Consider the following 14,870-nt stretch of genomic DNA (forward strand, 5'->3'; position numbering starts at 1 on the left):
CCCCCGCACTCGACGGCGCATTACGCGTCCTCCAATCTCTCCCGGCGATAGCGACTGGGCGGCGCGGCATTGTGCGCGGCCCAGACGCGGCGCAGGTGCCGGGTCGAGGAGAAGCCGGCACGTTCGGCAACGCTCTCCATGTCGAGACGGCTCTGGGTCAGCAGGTCGCGGGCCAATGCGACGCGCATGGCGTTGACATAGACCGTCACCGACAGGCCCGTATGTGCGCGAAAGAGCCGCGTCACGTGACGTTCGCTCAGCGCCCCGAGCCGCGCCAGATCGCCGAGGTTCCAGTCGCGCGCCGGATCGCCCATCACGGCGTCCTGGATGCGGTGGATTGCGGGATGGATGTGATTGCGGCCGGAAAGCCAAGGCGACAATTGCGGATCCGAGCCGCTGCGCCTCAGATAAATCACCATGCGCCGGGCAACGGCAAGCGCAACTTGCGCGGAGGTGAGCCGTCCCACTACATGCAGCATGAGGTCGATGCCGGTGGAAATGCCGGCGCTCGAAAAACGGTTGCCGTCCTCGACATAGAGCCGGTTCTCCAACACCGAGGCGGTCGGCGCAATCGCCCGCAGTTCCTCGATGCAATCCGAATGAGTCGTGCATTGCCGGTTGTCCAACAGCCCGGCTGCAGCGGCGAGCAACGCGCCGGAGCAGATCGTTACCAGCCGGGTATCCGCGGTCACGGCCCTGCGCAGCCAGTCGCGCAAGTGCTGCAACTGAGGACAAGCGCCAAGTTCGGCTCGGCCCACCGAGAGACTGCCGGAAATAACCAGCATCGACCCCGGCGGAAGCCTTTCCGGCAACGTCTCCAGACCGTCCAGCCTGAGCCCGATCGAGGTCGTCTGGCCTGGGGTCGCAGAAATGTAGCGGCAGTCGAAGCGGAGCGATTGCTGTTCGAGATTCGTGTAGCGCAGCACTTCGAGCGGCCCGGCGATATCGATCAGCAGCGCCTCCGGCGGCACCAGCGTGAATACCGGAATGATCTGCGCTTCGTTTGCCGGGCCGGTCCTGATCATGCGGCGAGCGCCTTTCTTTCCAGTGCTTCCTCGACGGTCACGATACGGGCGAAGCGACCGGCGAGCACCAGTTCCGTGCGATTGCGAATCGCTGCGGCATCGAAGGTCTCCCCCGAGGCATGGGTCATCGGGAAGGTCAGCGTCGCTTCCGAGACGAAATCGACATCCCAGCCGAGGTCCGAGGCATGCCGCGTGGTGGTCTCGCAGCACTGCTCGGTGCGGATGCCGGAGACAATCAGGCGGCGAATGCCGTTCTCGACCAGCCAGACGTCAAGACCGGAACCGACCAGCGCCGAATGGCGGTGCTTGTGGAACGTGACGTCGGGTTCGAGCCGCAATTCCTCGAGCGTGCGCACATGGCCGCTTTCGAGCCTGAAGGGCCCATCATCGTCGACATGGAAGATCCGCACGACGGGAATGCCTGCGGCACACGCCCCGTCGATCAGCGCTTGCTGGCGCTCAAGATAGAAAGGCACCTCCGCCGGATCCCAGTACGATCTCTGGCGGAAGGATTCCTGGGCGTCGATGACAAGCAGCGCCGTTTTCTGATCGGACATTTCTCATACTCCCGAGTTTTGAGGATAGCCGAAAATAGCCCTTCCTATACAGGGCAAAAGCACGCCGCTGGACGAATGGCGGACATATCCGGCCATTCTACCCGCGCCCCCGACAAGGCGACGCTTCAACTCGCGATGAACCATTATGTGACTTCGAATCAGGGAATTACAGTCACACTTGCTGCAGGAAGGCTCCTGAACTCCGGATAAAGCGGACCAGATGCAAGGCATCTGGTCACTCGAGTATTGCCGGCACGGAATGCGATAGAACGACCGGCACCAACGACTTACCGCGCATGAGCGGTCTCTCCGGGCGCTTCTCGATTGCGTGCTGCGGAATCTCGGATTTCTGCGGGCGTCGTGCCGTAGGTGCGCCGAAACTCCTTGGTAAAGTGGGACGTGTTCACAAAGCCGACATCGAGCGCAACCTCGATGATCGGCTTCTTGCTCGTCAGCAGAATCTGCCTCGCCCGGTCCAACCGGAGGCGACGGAACGCCAGCGCGGGCGACATCCGCGCCTTTTCGGTGAACAGCCGCTCCAGTTGGCGTCTCGAGAGCCCGACCGAGGCGGCAAGCCCATCAATGGTAATCCCGCCTTCAAGATGCTGCTCCATGGTGATCAGCGCGGCCGCGACACGGGAGTCGTTGAAGTGCTCGCAGAGCGGCTGTCGCGTCTGGATGTCGAACTGGGAACGGGCCTTTTCGATCTGCAGCACTTCGAGCGCATTTCGCTCGGCATCCCGGCTGATATGTCGTCTCACGAGTGCGGCGGCGAGGTCGGCGGCACTGCTTCCCCCTGCACACGAGCCGCGCTTGCGCTCCAGGTTGAACAGCCGGTCCGGCCGCACGTCATGATCGGGAAAACGTTCGCGGAACTCATGAAAGTGAAGCCAGCTCACACAGGTCTCGTGTCCTTTCATCAGGCCGGCTTCGGCGAGAATGAAAGAACCGGTGCACAGACCGAGCAAGGGCACCCCTTTGGAAGCGGTGAGTTTGAGAAACCGAATGGTTTCATGGTCAACTGGCTGCTCGACGGTAAGCAGGCCTCCGACGACTGCAATATAATCGAATTGACGAGGATCGACGAAGTCCGAAGTGGGGGCAACCTGAACGCCGCAGCTCGAGGTGATCAGGTGCCTGGTGCTGCCGAGCACCTGCCAATCCGCGAGCACCCGGCCTGATCGATCAAGCTGGTCGCTCGCCAGTCGCAGGGTGTCGACGAACAGGGCGAAGGCCGACAGCGTGAAGGAACGCGCGAGGACGAAGCCGATCTTCAGACGGTGCGCTTGCGGGGCGGCTCTGGCCGCTTGAACGTGTCCCACTTTACTTTGCTCCTCTGATCCGGCGCCTCCAAGTCAACTCACAGCAGGCGAAAGAATGGCCATCGCGAACGCGTGACTGAACAGCTGTTCGATGGCGTAACCGGCGTGCCGGCGGTCGGTGCAGTCATTGGGCTGCGGAGAAACAACCCCCTGTAGCCAAAAATTCCCACGCCGCCTGAGTGCGGCGTGGGAAGCCGCTCGCAACGGGCTAGAGGTCCTCGCGGCCACCGCTCTTGAGCTCGGCGGTCGCCACGCGCTGGAATTGGCCCTCGCCGAGATGAACCCAGCTCATGCCGACCGAAGTTCCGAGAAAGCGATCTGAATAGCCGCTGGAAAGCTCTTGCTGCGGATTGGAAGGCAGCACAAACGCCTTCATCAGCACGTAGTAGAGCACCAGTCCCAGCGGGAAGCCGATGATGAAGGCATAGTCGGAGTACCAGGCAGCCATGCCGCCCGCTCCGATCCAGGAGACGATACCTGCCCAGTTGACCCCGCCGGCGTAACGAAACTGGCCCTTCATGTTGTAAAGGTCGGGCACGTTCACACGGCGGCGACGGATCAGGTAGTAGTCTGCCGTCATGATGCCACCAATAGCCGACAAGAAAGCGCCGTAGTATCCGAGGAAGACGAAGAGATTATTCAGGATCTGCCACGGAAAGCATAGCGTACCGATGATGCCGGCAAGCACAACGCCAAGCTTGTAGTTGATGTAACGAGGCGACAGATTAACCAGCGTCAGCGCCGACGGTACCAAATTGGCTGCCGTGTTGGTCGACCACTGCGCAAGAACGACCAGCACCAGCAGCAGGATGAGCGAAAAGCCCTGGCTTTGCCCCTGGATCACCTCGATAGGGTTCCAACTGCCGGTGGCGATGAACGACACGCCGCCGATGCCGGCAATCATCGCCTGTGTCACCGGAAGGGCGATGAGTTGCGCGGCGAAGATGTTCTTGTTGCGCTCGAAGAAGGGCCTCGCACCCGACTCGGTCTTCACGAAGCGGGTCAGATTCGGGATATCGATCGCCATCGTCGACCAGAAGCCTAGATTGGCGATGAACAGCACCAGAAGCGACATGCGGCCTTCTGCGTGGAAGTTCCAGATATTCAGGCCTTTCGTCTGGGCGATGCCCTCGAGGGTGAAATACATCCAAACCGAGATGCCGATGATGCACGGAGCGGCGAGGGCCGCGAGGCGTTCGATCGATTTGATCCCGCAGGCCGTGTTGACCACCTGAACGATACCGAAGGCCACATACCAGGCGAACCAGTTGTCGAAGCCGAGGAAATGCGAGCCTATTCCGTTCAGGGCCAATGCGCCGAGGTAGGTCTGGATTCCGAACCACATTGCGGCGACCAGCCCACGCGAGATTGCCGGCAGGTGCGTACCACGTACGCCGAACGGCGCGCGCAGATAGACGGCGAAGGATAGGCCGTGCTCCGTGCCGATATCGGCGGTCAAGAGCATGAACAGGCCGATACCGACATTGGCGAGGAAGATCGTAAACACAACCATCCCAAGGGAAATTCCGCCGCCAATGCCGGTCGCTCCCAATGAGTAGGTGGCGATGATGACGGCAATGCCGACCCAGATCCAGGCGTAGCCGAGCATGCTGATGGGACGCTGGTTGAGTGCCGTCGGCAAAATCGATTCTTCAATGAGCGCATTCCGCTCTTGCGCGGACTGCGTGTATTGCGCAGTAATTGTCATGATGTCCTCCACCATAGATGGCATATCGGGGCGCGCGTTCCCCATGCGCCCCGAATTTCTGATTGCTCTTGCTATGAAGCCCTGGCGAGCGCTGCTCGCTGTCTGGCCGTGGCCTCGACGTCGACCGTCTCATTATCGAGATCAACGACGACGCCGTAGACCTGGCGGGCGTGCTCGGCCGAATAGAAGCCGTCGAGCACGTCCTCGAGCACCTTCTGGGCCGGTCGCTTCAACGGTGAGCCGTAGCCACCGCCATTCGGGCTGTAGTAGGCCATGGTGTCGTTGGCCTTGACCGCCAGCCCCGAAAACTTCGAGTGCATCTCCCGTGCATCCGAAGGCGCCGCCGCGTTGTAAATCAGGCATTTGCCGACTGCGCCGTCGGTGCCGCCAAAGATGCCCCAGGGTGCGTCCTTGTGGCGTTCCGATTCATGGGTGATGAAGCCATCGGTGAGCATACGCTGCGCCTTGACCACGCCAAGACCACCGCGGAACTCGCCGGCACCGGGCGGCACGTCATCGCGAAGCTCGTAGCGGTCGCAGATCATCGGGATATGCATGGCGAGATCCTCGAGCGGGTTATTGCGTGTATTCGCCATGAGGTTGTCGATGCTGTCGGGACCGTCGGATCGCGGTCGGCCACCATAGGCGCCTTCGTTGACTTCGAGGAACACCCAGTAGTCACCGCTCGGGCGCACACCCGAATAGGCGGCGAACGAGATCGAAGCCGAGCTTCCGGCGATCACCGTGTCCGGCATCACCGGCGCGAGCGCGCGGATAATGAGATCGATCATCCGGTTGCACTGGGTGAATCGCGCCTCGGCCGAGGCTGGAGGCTTCGGGTTGAAGATCGAGCCCAGCGGCGCAATCACGTTGATCGGCCGGAAAGAGCCCTCGTTGGAGGGCACTCTGACCTCAGACGTGTAAGCATCGAGCAGCAGCTTGCGGAACGCCGCATAGGCGGCCACCTTGGTCGAGCCTTCGAAGGGCACGTTATAGGCGGTTGGCGTCTGGTCGGCCGAGCCGGTCAGGTCGACGTCGAGTTCGTCGTCCCTCACCCGGACCGTCACCTTGACCCTGAGCCGCTGGTCGCGGTTGCGCCCGTCGTCGTCGAGCCAGCCCTCGGCGACATATTCGCCGTTCGGGATCGCGGCGATGCGCTGCCGCATCATGCGTTCCGCATAATCCATCAGCTGGTTGGCCGCCTGGAAGACCGTGTCCTCGCCGAACTTCTCGATCAGCTCGATGAAGCGTCTGGCGCCGAGGCGGGCGGAGGCGACCTGGGCCTCGATGTCGCTGACCAGTTGCTGCGCCGCGCGGCTGTTGTTGCGGATGAAATTCCACATCGCATTGTTCGGCTGGCCCTTGCGGTAGAGCTTGGTGCCGGCAAACAGCATCCCCTCGGCAAAGACGTCGGGCACGTCAATGATCAGACCCGGTGTCGCGGCGCCGATGTCGACATGGTGCGCCGTGTTGCCGGCGAAGCCGACGAGCCTCCCCCGATAGAAAACCGGGACGACGATGGCCAGGTCGGGCGTGTGGCTCGAACCATGATAGGGGTGGTTGTGGACGACCACATCGCCCTCGAACCATACGCCGTCCTCGAGCGTCGCCTGTATGCCACGCAGATATCCCGGGATGGAGCCAATATGCATCGGCGTGGATTCCGACTCGCAGAGCGTGTTGAAGTCGACGTCGAACAGGCCCGCGCCGAGGTCCTCCGACTCCCGGATGATCGAAGAGAACGACATGCGGTAGAGCACATGCGCCATCTCTTCGGCAATGGTTTCAAACGAGCCGCGGATTACCTGCAGCGTGATCGGGTCGATTTCGGCGGGAACTGCCTTCGCCGCCACGGCGCTTGCCATGCTGTTCATCTGAATTACCTCCCTGATCAGGCAACGCCGGCGCGGTGGACGCGCATGTTGCCGTAGTCGAGCACCTGGGCGACGTAGCCAGGGGGCACGAGCGTGGTTGAATCATGCTGGACAATGATCGCTGGTCCGGGAACCAGGTCGCCGGCAAGAAGCTTCGCCTTGTCATAGCGCGGCGTCTCCAGCGTGCTGCCATCATCGAATGTGGTCGACCGCACGAACTTGAGAGCCCGATCGATATCCAAGCCGTCTGTCGGCCTGAGCTTCGGCACATGCAACCGGTCGACCGAAGCCTTGCCGATGACACGCAGGGTGATCAGTTCCACCTCCGCGTCGCGGTAGCTGTAGCCGTAGTCGAGCTGGTGCTGGTCGTGGAAGCTGGTGACTACCGCAGCCTTGTTGGCTTGGGTCATCGGGCCGTCCGGCATGGTGGCGCGCAGTTCGAAGCCCTGGCCGTGGTAGCGGCACTCGGCGACGACTTCGACATGCTGGCGCTCGCGCGGAATGCCATCGTCGTCGAGCTCGGCCATGACCCGCTCGCGCAGGCGGCTGGCGGCATGATTGATGCGGGCGAGTTGGCTGTCGGTCGCCGCATTGAGTTCAACGATGACCGCTTCGGTGTGCTCATATTGCAGGTCGGTCTTAAGCAGGCCGACGGCCGCGGTGATGCCGGGCGCCACGGGCACGATGACATCCTTGGCGTAGACAGCCTCGGCAAGGGCCACGCCATGCAGCGGGCCGGCCCCCCCGAAGGGCAGGATAGAGAACTCTCGGGGATCGATGCCGCGGGCCACCGAATTGGATCGGATGGCGAGCGCCATGTTCGAGTTGATGATCTTGAGAATGCCGAGTGCTGCGTCCTTGACCGACATGCCGAGCGGCTTGGCAATCTTCTCCTCGATAGCCTTGTGCGAGAGCGCAGGATCAAGCTTGAGATCACCGCCAAGCACGAGGTCAGGGTCGAGGCGGCCGAGCACGATCTGCGCGTCGGTCACCGTTGGCTCGGTGCCGCCGCGGCCGTAGCAGGCAGGTCCCGGCTCAGAGCCCGCCGAGCGCGGCCCGACATTGAAGGCACCCGCCTCGTCGATATAGGCAACCGAACCGCCGCCGGCACCGATCGTCACCAGATCGATCATCGGGGTCAGCACGGGATGTCCCGACACGTAGGTATCGCGCGGGTTCATGATCTTCAAACGACCGTCGGGAATGGTGCTGATGTCGGCCGAAGTACCGCCTATGTCGACAGTAATGATGTTCCTCTCACCAGCCATTTCGCCCTCGGAAGCGCCGCCGATAACGCCGCCCGCCGGGCCCGACATCAGAATCCTGATCGGGCGCGCCGCGCAGGATTCGACCGTTGAGACGCCGCCGTTCGACTGCATGATGCGCAGCTTGGCCGATACGCCCGCCTCGCGCAGCTTGGATTCCAGGTCGCGCAGGTAAAAGGCGGTCTTGGGCCCGACATAGCTGTTCATCGCCGCCGTCGAGAAGCGCTCGTATTCGCGCATCACATTGGCAACCTCGCTCGACAGCGTCACGTAGGCGTCGGGCATCTCCTCGAGAATGATCTCCTTGGCCCGGCGCTCATGTGCGTCGTTAAGGAAGGAGAACATAAAGCCGACAACGATCGAACGGATGCCGCGCCTCTTGAAGAGGCGGGCGGCCGCACGCACTTCGCCCTCGTCGAGCGCGGTTTCGACCTCGCCGTTTGGCGGGACAATACGCTCACTAACCGCGATGCGGTTGCGCCGCTTCACCAGCGGTTGACTCTGCCACGGCACCGTGAAGTGCAGCGAAAAATTATACGGGCGCTTGTGACGCCCGATATGCAAGATGTCGCGGAAACCGCGCGTCGTCAGCATGCCGGTTTCGGCGCCATTATGCTCGATAGTAATGTTCGTTGCGGTGGTCGTGCCATGCACGATGAGATCGACATCGGACGCGCCAATGCCGGCCAGCTCGCAAATGTGCTTCACGCCTTCGACCACGCCGATAGACTGATTCTTCAGCGTGGTTGGAACCTTGTGATAGAACACGCCTTTGGCGCATTCGAGCACCAGATCGGTATTCGTTCCTCCGACGTCTACGCCGATACGGGCCATGATTTTCCTCCCTGTATGTGAATGTGCGCGCCGCTGGCGGGCGCGCACGCTTCTAGGTCACTCGGCCGCCGCGAGGGTGGCTTTGACGGTGTTGAGGTACTGCACGCATTCATCGACGCTGTGGACATCGGCGAACTTTGCGTCGATGTCGTAGAGGTTCCAGGCGACGGCACCCGGTACGCGGTCGCCAATGCACTCACGTACGGCGATCGTACGGAAGCCGTCGGCAAGGCCGTCGCAGATGGTAGTGCGCACGCAGGCCGTCGCGGTCACGCCTGTCACAAGGATGGTGTCGACGCCGGCCGCACGCAGGATGCCGGCGAGGCCGGTTCCATGAAACGAACTCGCGCGCTTCTTCAGAAGCGTATATTCGCCTTCGACCGGAGCGATGCGCGAGTCGATCGCCCACAGCTCCTTGTCCTTGAGGTTGACCACGTCGATCGGGATCTTGCAGTGCCAGAGGCCCATGTCGGTGAAACTGGCGTCGCGGTCGGTGATTTCATAGGCGGTGGTGACATGGATCACCGGGTGACCATTGTCGCGGCAGGCCTTGAGCAGCCGCTGCATGCCCGGGATGATCTCCTTGTCCATCGCCTCCTGGTCGCAGGTGAACGGGTTGCCGGGCCGGGTCCACGCATTGGCGAGATCGACGCTGACCAGCGCGGGACGGCTGCCGAAGCCGACCCGCCGCTGGAAGCCGCGCTCCTGGTAGATCTTGGTGGAAGCGTCGAACGCCTGCTTCAGCATTCGGTCAAGTTCTTTGTTGTCGACATTGCTCATGAGGTTTCCTCTCGACTACGCGGCGCTGGCCGCCTGATCCGGTTTCGATGACCGTCTGCCGTTTTCGGTTCCGGTTATCTACGAGCGAGAATGCCGTTCAGCCGAGAAATTCGGAAATGGTCTTTCGCCAATTATTGTTGCGCGCTATGCATCAATATAAAAACGACCAAAACCCTGAGATTGCTTGGCCATGGATCTCGAAGCCGGACTTGAGCTCACCCAATCCTTCCTAATAGTTGCAGAGGAACTGAACTTCCGCCGCAGCGCTGAACGGCTGAATGTCGATCAGTCGGCGCTTACCCGCCGCATCCAGAAGCTGGAGCATCTCCTGGGTTTCGCTCTCTTTGAGCGCAGCACGCGAGAAGTGTCGCTAACGCCGGCTGGCCGCCGCTTCTACGAGGAGAACGCCCGGCTGATGCACGATTATGCTCGTTCGGTGAAGGCTGCCCGCCTGGTTGCCGAAGGCAAGACCGGTGAGCTGCGCGTTGCCTACATGGCGTTCGCCGCGACCGAACTGATGCCAAATGCGGTGCTGCGCTTCCGCAACGCCTATCCACATGTTGAGGTGAACCTTCGCTACATCCGCACACAGGGGCAGAAGCTTGCCCTGGCCGATGACGAGGTCGACGTCGGCTATATGATCGGGCCGTTCGACCATACCGACTTTCACAGTCTGCTGCTCACCTCGGACCCGCTCTACGTTGTTACTCCGCGGAATCATGCGCTGCTCCACAGACCCGAGATCAGGCCGGCAGACCTCGCCGACTACAACCTCATCCTCGGCGACATGATCGAGTGGGAAGCTTATCGCTGGCGGCTCAACGAGATGTTCTCTGCCGAAGGCGTGCCGCTCAACATCACGCTTGAGGCCTCGAACACCCTAGCGTTGCTGGGGCTGGTAGCCGCAGGTCTCGGCGTCACGGTCTACCCGGAAAGCCTGATCGGCTTCCTCGGTCGCAACGTCGAGGTGCGGCCGATCATGCATCCCGATTTCCGCATCCAGACAATTCTTGTGTGGAAGCGTTCCAACCGGGCGAAGTCGGTCCGTCATTTCGTCGACATTGCCAAGAACCTGCCGCCGCGCATCTGAGAGAACGGCCGCAGATTCAGCGCCAGCAGGTTGAAATGGAGACCGCCGTCCAACGAAGGACGCTCGCCTTGAAGGGGCGCGAATTGTCGGCCGTGATTATTTGCCCCGCCACGGCGACTTCTCCGATCTTGGGAAGGAACCTTCGTTCGCCATCCAGCTGACGATTTTGTGCTTGCATAATCAGCAAGCGTCTTTATATTTGCTAGCATGAACAGCAAGCAGAGAAAGACCCTCGCGGCCGTATTCAAGGACCCGGTCTCGGGAACCATTGAATGGGCCGCTATAGAGAACCTGCTTGTAGCTGTCGGAGCGAACGTAATCGAGGGAAACGGTTCCCGCGTTAAGTTTGAAAAGGACGGCATCATTGCGAGCTTCCATCGACCTCATCCGGACAAGGAAGCAAAGCGCTATCAGGTGCGCGATGCTCGCGAGTTCCTGATGCAGATTGGAGTAACCCCATGAACACCATGACCTACAACGGCTATCACGCTCGCATCGAATACGACGCTGAGGACGAAGTGTTTTTCGGCAAGATTGCAGGTATCTCCGATGTAATCGGCTTTCACGGTGACAGCGTCGCTGAACTCAAGAAAGCCTTCCAAGAGGCAGTCGATGACTACCTCGAGACCTGCAACAAAATCGGCAAAGAGCCTCAACGACCCTATTCTGGGAAGATGATGTTTCGTGTCGCTCCCGAAGTCCATCGCCGAGCAGCTCTCGCCGCTGAGCTTTCGGGAAAGAGTCTCAACCAGTGGGCAGAAGAGGTGCTGGAAAAAGCCGCCGACCACTTTTCCGAGGCACGCCTGTCAGCGTAGTACCGTTGCGGCCATCGTAGAACCGTTCACGATATCGCTCACCGGCGACTCCGATGAACTGATGAACTGGCGTTCCATTCGATACATATGCGACTTTCGCAGCACAGAACGAGAACGCCAGCTGACTCCGCCGCCAACGGAAGGCTGCCATTTGTACTCTGCACAAGCATGGAACCCGGGAAGCAATCAAGAAGAAGAAGACTATTTAGATGGAGCGCATCTCGTAAAGAGCCGTTTCACCCGTGTAGGTGCCAAGGCGGCCGCAAGGCCCGCCTGCCCTGCTCCATTGACCAGTGCATCAGACTTGGAACAGTCGTCATTCGAAATGTGCCTCTTTTGCGGGGAACGTCGCGGTAAGCGTTCTTCAGAATGGAAAGGGGGCGTAGAAATTTCTGATCCCGACCACAGGGTGGTCACATCGGGCGTCGAACTTCCAGAGCGGCTCCACGCGGCGGCAAGACGGATCGGTGCGGTAGGGATGCACCGCCAACTGGCCAGAAGCGATTGGAATGCCTGAGCTTACGCAGCCAACGAGAGTTATTGCGGTGATCAGCATGGCGCTTGCGATCCGTGTCTGCGCCAGAACAATGATTATTACGTGCATCCATGCGTCCTTATGCATATTTATGGTAAAATTCAATCGACCTATCGCGGCTCGGCCGGGCAACATAGCGGCAGCACAGCCTTGAGCTGGCCCAGGATTGCCTCAAAGCGCTGGATGCTGGCGAGAGCGTCAAGTTCATAGAACACATGCCGCCCTTCCTGACTGGCGCACACGATCCCCCCGCGTTCGAGCACTTGAAGGTGCCGCGAGATCACCGAGCGGTCTTGCGGAAGCTCTTCAGCAATGGCACCGACATCCGATCGACCCTTCCGGATGAGGACCAATATAATCTCGATACGGACAGGTTCGCACAGGGCGCGGAAGAACTGCGCATCAAGGATGCCGGCAACTCTGTCGGCCGCAGCTTGGCGAGAAATGCAGGAGCTATCGGGTGCGGTGGAATTCTGCGTCATGATATATGCATATGTGCACATTCAGACACATGTCAAGAGGTTGAAGCGACATCGCTGCCAGATGGTGGCGGGATTTGGAGGGAAGCAGGCCCCGCAGTGATTTCCATTCCTCCTCCATCAGACCGCCTCGCATCTACTGGTCTCCGCTAACTCCGCATGGCAATGGGCTGCGAGCGCATGCAGACGCCGGAGGGTGACAAATGCGGCGCGCACTTCCCTTGTCTGGGCGATATAAGTAGTCCTGATGGAAGCTAGGCTACGACAACCGACGAAGGCAGCGAGCGGCCGCGCAAGATCGTTCACGTGGACATGGATGCCTTCTACGCGTCCGTCGAACAGCGCGACAATCCGGAACTCAGGGGCCTGCCGGTGCCGTCGGTCATCCTGCGGCCCGTGGTGTCGTGGCGGCCCCAGCTACGAGGCACGGAAGTTCGGTGTTCATTCGGCGATCCCTTCGGTGACACCATTCGTCGTCCTTCCAAAACCGCTTGCATTGTCGAAGCGATCTATCTATTTTGCAACCAGTTGTAGTTTGCAATCATTAGCGAAGGAGTCGGATCGATGAAGCTCTACTCAGCGCCCGGTTTCACCAGCTTGGCCGACCATATCGCGATGCTGGAGGCTGGAATTCAGTTCGACTTGGTCAAGGTCGACCTCGAGACTAAACAGATTGAAGGCGGCGGCCGTTACACGGACATCAACCCGACGGGCTATGTGCCTGCCCTTATGTTCGACGATGGTGAGGTACTGACCGAGAATGTCGCGATCCTGGCATTGATCGCCGATCGCGCACCGGAGCTCGCGCCGCATGGTCAACTGGGTCGGTACCGCCTGCTCGAGATGCTGAGCCTCATCGCGACCGAGATTCACAAGCGCTTTCCCACCTACTTGTCGCTTCCGGAGGAAGTCAGGGGGCTGACCGGCCAGCAAATATTGCACTGGTTTGGGTTCCTCGCGGGCCGATTGGATCGGGGTTACCTTTTCGGAGAGACCTTTACGGTTGCGGATGCCTATCTCTTCCAATTGGCGTGGGGTGCGGCGCAACTCGGGTTCCCTCTGCCCGAACCGTTTGGCGATTACATCGCACGGATCGAACAGCGGCCTGCGGTGCAAGCGGCGCTGCGCCGCGAGGGCCTCGCATGAGTGAGCTAGTCATTCGCACTGATGGGGTCGAGCTCGCGACGCAGAACTTCGGCAATCCAACCCATCCACCGCTACTTCTCATCATGGGCGGAATGGCGTCCATGCTGTGGTGGCCAGACGAATTCTGTCATCGGCTTGCCGAGCGGGGCCGGTTCGTCATCCGCTATGACCAGCGTGATTCCGGTCTTTCGACGAAATATCCCCCCGGTCAGCCGGGCTACACCTTCGACGACGCCGTCGATGACGTTTTCCGCGTTCTCGACGGCTACGGGATTTCGAAAGCCCATATCGTCGGCTTTTCCCTGGGCGGCATGGTGGGCCAAGTCGCTGCGCTGAAGAGTCCGCAACGCATGCTTTCCCTGACGGCGGTGAGCACGTCGCCGGTGGGAGTGAACACGTCCGACCTTCCGGCCAGCGGCGAGGCTTGGATGGAACATATGTCCGTGGAGGCGGACTGGTCGGACCGGGCAGACGCGGTCGCGTACCTGGTCGAGGACGCGCGCCTGACTGCCGGGACGGCGCATCCGTTCGACGAAGCCGGGACCCGCGCCTTCATCGAACGGGATTTCGACCGGTCCGGAGGCTATCTCAGCGCCACCAACCACAGCATCCTCTTTGAGGTCGGCGAGAGGTGGCAGGGCCGCCTGAACCAAATAAAAGTGCCCCTTCTCGTCGTTCATGGCACGGCCGATCCGGTTTTTCCAGTTGAACACGGGGAGGCCCTCGCGCGAGCGGTAGCGAATGCGAACTTCATGAAGATCGAAGGTGGCGGCCATGAAATTCATCCCGGAGATTGGGAAGAGATCATTTCTGCTATCGACGAACAAGTCGGGGAACGAAGTCCCTTCAAGCGAGACAAGACCAAGTGAGGGTGGAGATATCGAATCGTGCCGACTTTTATGACGGCGTTCGGGTCCCGCCACCGGACAAGCGCGAGGTCGAGCTTGTCGTAGGGCCGATCAATCACCCAAGCCTTCGGGCGGCAGATTGGCCGGGTTCCACACGACCTCCCACAGATGCCCGTCTGGATCGGTGAAATATCCGGCATATCCACCATAGAATGTCTTTTCGGCAGGTTTTACGATCCGCGCGCCGGCACCGGCTGCCTCTTCCATGACCTCGTCCACTTCGCTTCGGCGGGAGACATTATGGCCGATCGAGAACGACGTCGCGCTGGATGGGGCCTTCGGCAAGCCGCTGTCATGCGCCAGGTCGTCCTTCGCCCAGATTGCCAGTTTCATGCCGCTCGCGAGATCGAAAAACGCCACGGCGCCATGCTCGAATTCGCGGCCGACGATCCCTTGCGTGGGCAGGTTCAGACCGTCGCGATAGAACGCAAGCGACCGTTCCAGGTCGGCGACGCCAAGCGTCAGGACAGATATCCGTGCCTTCATGATCATTCCTCCATCCGATCGAGCTATGCCATGTCGCAGCATTGAC

The 14,870-nt window shown here is 60.8% G+C and carries 14 protein-coding genes and 1 pseudogene; 6 read left to right on the forward strand and 9 right to left on the reverse strand.

All coding sequences use genetic code 11. The annotated features are described in order from the left end of the window. Positions 1-20: 20 nt before the first annotated feature. The 7 genes from AC4P1R_RS22625 to AC4P1R_RS22655 form a co-directional block, all read right to left on the reverse strand. Positions 21-1,025: a GlxA family transcriptional regulator gene (locus tag AC4P1R_RS22625; protein WP_492177923.1), complete on the reverse strand. Its 1,005-nt coding sequence runs from the start codon at positions 1,023-1,025 to the stop codon at positions 21-23. Continuing rightward, positions 1,022-1,582 carry an isochorismatase family protein gene (locus AC4P1R_RS22630; protein WP_151612583.1) on the reverse strand — a complete coding sequence of 187 codons (561 nt, stop codon included), beginning with the start codon at positions 1,580-1,582 and terminating at the stop codon, positions 1,022-1,024. The genes AC4P1R_RS22625 and AC4P1R_RS22630 overlap by 4 nt, the downstream gene beginning before the upstream one ends. A 287-nt stretch (positions 1,583-1,869) precedes the next feature. Next, entirely contained in the window at positions 1,870-2,904 is a 1,035-nt protein-coding gene (locus tag AC4P1R_RS22635; RefSeq protein ID WP_151612585.1) for a GlxA family transcriptional regulator, read from the reverse strand. 208 nt (positions 2,905-3,112) lie between these two features. Beyond that, the gene (locus tag AC4P1R_RS22640; protein WP_069456462.1) at positions 3,113-4,612 is read right to left on the reverse strand and encodes an NCS1 family transporter; all 1,500 of its coding nucleotides are present in this window, start codon (positions 4,610-4,612) and stop codon (positions 3,113-3,115) included. Between the two features lie 71 nt (positions 4,613-4,683). After that, positions 4,684-6,486, reverse strand: coding sequence for a hydantoinase B/oxoprolinase family protein (locus tag AC4P1R_RS22645; protein ID WP_492177924.1), 1,803 nt, complete (start codon positions 6,484-6,486; stop codon positions 4,684-4,686). A 17-nt stretch (positions 6,487-6,503) separates the two neighbouring features. Then, complete coding sequence (locus AC4P1R_RS22650) at positions 6,504-8,585, reverse strand: hydantoinase/oxoprolinase family protein (protein WP_492177925.1); 2,082 nt, start codon at positions 8,583-8,585, stop codon at positions 6,504-6,506. A gap of 57 nt (positions 8,586-8,642) precedes the next feature. After that, on the reverse strand, positions 8,643-9,365 hold the full coding sequence (locus AC4P1R_RS22655) for an isochorismatase family protein (protein ID WP_151612589.1): 723 nt from the start codon (positions 9,363-9,365) through the stop codon (positions 8,643-8,645). A gap of 190 nt (positions 9,366-9,555) precedes the next feature. Here AC4P1R_RS22655 and AC4P1R_RS22660 point away from each other — a divergent pair, with 190 nt between their 5' ends. The 3 genes from AC4P1R_RS22660 (at position 9,556) to AC4P1R_RS22670 (ending at position 11,270) form a co-directional block, all read left to right on the forward strand. Further along, complete coding sequence (locus AC4P1R_RS22660; RefSeq protein WP_151612591.1) at positions 9,556-10,455, forward strand: LysR family transcriptional regulator; 900 nt, start codon at positions 9,556-9,558, stop codon at positions 10,453-10,455. Between the two features lie 207 nt (positions 10,456-10,662). After that, on the forward strand, positions 10,663-10,917 hold the full coding sequence (locus AC4P1R_RS22665; protein ID WP_069456457.1) for a type II toxin-antitoxin system HicA family toxin: 255 nt from the start codon (positions 10,663-10,665) through the stop codon (positions 10,915-10,917). Beyond that, positions 10,914-11,270: a type II toxin-antitoxin system HicB family antitoxin gene (locus AC4P1R_RS22670; protein WP_069456458.1), complete on the forward strand. Its 357-nt coding sequence runs from the start codon at positions 10,914-10,916 to the stop codon at positions 11,268-11,270. Before AC4P1R_RS22665 ends, AC4P1R_RS22670 begins: the two co-directional genes overlap by 4 nt. Before the next feature lie 645 nt (positions 11,271-11,915). Here the strand turns inward: AC4P1R_RS22670 and AC4P1R_RS22675 are convergent. Continuing rightward, positions 11,916-12,287, reverse strand: coding sequence for an ArsR/SmtB family transcription factor (locus tag AC4P1R_RS22675; protein WP_207543999.1), 372 nt, complete (start codon positions 12,285-12,287; stop codon positions 11,916-11,918). 309 nt (positions 12,288-12,596) lie between these two features. Here AC4P1R_RS22675 and AC4P1R_RS22680 point away from each other — a divergent pair. The 3 genes and pseudogenes from AC4P1R_RS22680 to AC4P1R_RS22690 all read left to right on the forward strand — a co-directional run. Next, positions 12,597-12,754 (forward strand): annotated as a pseudogene (locus tag AC4P1R_RS22680) (Y-family DNA polymerase); the annotation flags it as partial. Between the two features lie 94 nt (positions 12,755-12,848). Then, positions 12,849-13,430 carry a glutathione S-transferase N-terminal domain-containing protein gene (locus tag AC4P1R_RS22685; RefSeq protein ID WP_151612593.1) on the forward strand — a complete coding sequence of 194 codons (582 nt, stop codon included), beginning with the start codon at positions 12,849-12,851 and terminating at the stop codon, positions 13,428-13,430. Next, a complete protein-coding gene (locus AC4P1R_RS22690; RefSeq protein ID WP_069456461.1) occupies positions 13,427-14,299 on the forward strand; it encodes an alpha/beta fold hydrolase in 873 nt (290 codons plus the stop codon). Before AC4P1R_RS22685 ends, AC4P1R_RS22690 begins: the two co-directional genes overlap by 4 nt. A gap of 90 nt (positions 14,300-14,389) precedes the next feature. On the opposite strand, the gene AC4P1R_RS22695 is transcribed toward AC4P1R_RS22690, so the two are convergent. Beyond that, a complete protein-coding gene (locus tag AC4P1R_RS22695; protein ID WP_492178823.1) occupies positions 14,390-14,824 on the reverse strand; it encodes a VOC family protein in 435 nt (144 codons plus the stop codon). Positions 14,825-14,870 lie beyond the last annotated feature (46 nt).

It is taken from the genome of Sinorhizobium sp. Y406, assembly GCF_058732025.1.

What these genes read in the sequence shown, in the direction of transcription:
- AC4P1R_RS22630 (WP_151612583.1), bottom strand. Translation starts at nt 1,582, where the DNA reads ATGTCCGATCAGAAAACGGCGCTGCTTGTCATCGACGCCCAGGAATCC.
- AC4P1R_RS22675 (WP_207543999.1), bottom strand. Translation starts at nt 12,287, where the DNA reads ATGACGCAGAATTCCACCGCACCCGATAGCTCCTGCATTTCTCGCCAA.
- AC4P1R_RS22670 (WP_069456458.1), top strand. Translation starts at nt 10,914, where the DNA reads ATGAACACCATGACCTACAACGGCTATCACGCTCGCATCGAATACGAC.
- AC4P1R_RS22625 (WP_492177923.1), bottom strand. Translation starts at nt 1,025, where the DNA reads ATGATCAGGACCGGCCCGGCAAACGAAGCGCAGATCATTCCGGTATTC.
- AC4P1R_RS22690 (WP_069456461.1), top strand. Translation starts at nt 13,427, where the DNA reads ATGAGTGAGCTAGTCATTCGCACTGATGGGGTCGAGCTCGCGACGCAG.
- AC4P1R_RS22695 (WP_492178823.1), bottom strand. Translation starts at nt 14,824, where the DNA reads ATGAAGGCACGGATATCTGTCCTGACGCTTGGCGTCGCCGACCTGGAA.
- AC4P1R_RS22660 (WP_151612591.1), top strand. Translation starts at nt 9,556, where the DNA reads ATGGATCTCGAAGCCGGACTTGAGCTCACCCAATCCTTCCTAATAGTT.
- AC4P1R_RS22640 (WP_069456462.1), bottom strand. Translation starts at nt 4,612, where the DNA reads ATGACAATTACTGCGCAATACACGCAGTCCGCGCAAGAGCGGAATGCG.
- AC4P1R_RS22650 (WP_492177925.1), bottom strand. Translation starts at nt 8,585, where the DNA reads ATGGCCCGTATCGGCGTAGACGTCGGAGGAACGAATACCGATCTGGTG.
- AC4P1R_RS22665 (WP_069456457.1), top strand. Translation starts at nt 10,663, where the DNA reads ATGAACAGCAAGCAGAGAAAGACCCTCGCGGCCGTATTCAAGGACCCG.
- AC4P1R_RS22645 (WP_492177924.1), bottom strand. Translation starts at nt 6,486, where the DNA reads ATGAACAGCATGGCAAGCGCCGTGGCGGCGAAGGCAGTTCCCGCCGAA.
- AC4P1R_RS22685 (WP_151612593.1), top strand. Translation starts at nt 12,849, where the DNA reads ATGAAGCTCTACTCAGCGCCCGGTTTCACCAGCTTGGCCGACCATATC.
- AC4P1R_RS22655 (WP_151612589.1), bottom strand. Translation starts at nt 9,365, where the DNA reads ATGAGCAATGTCGACAACAAAGAACTTGACCGAATGCTGAAGCAGGCG.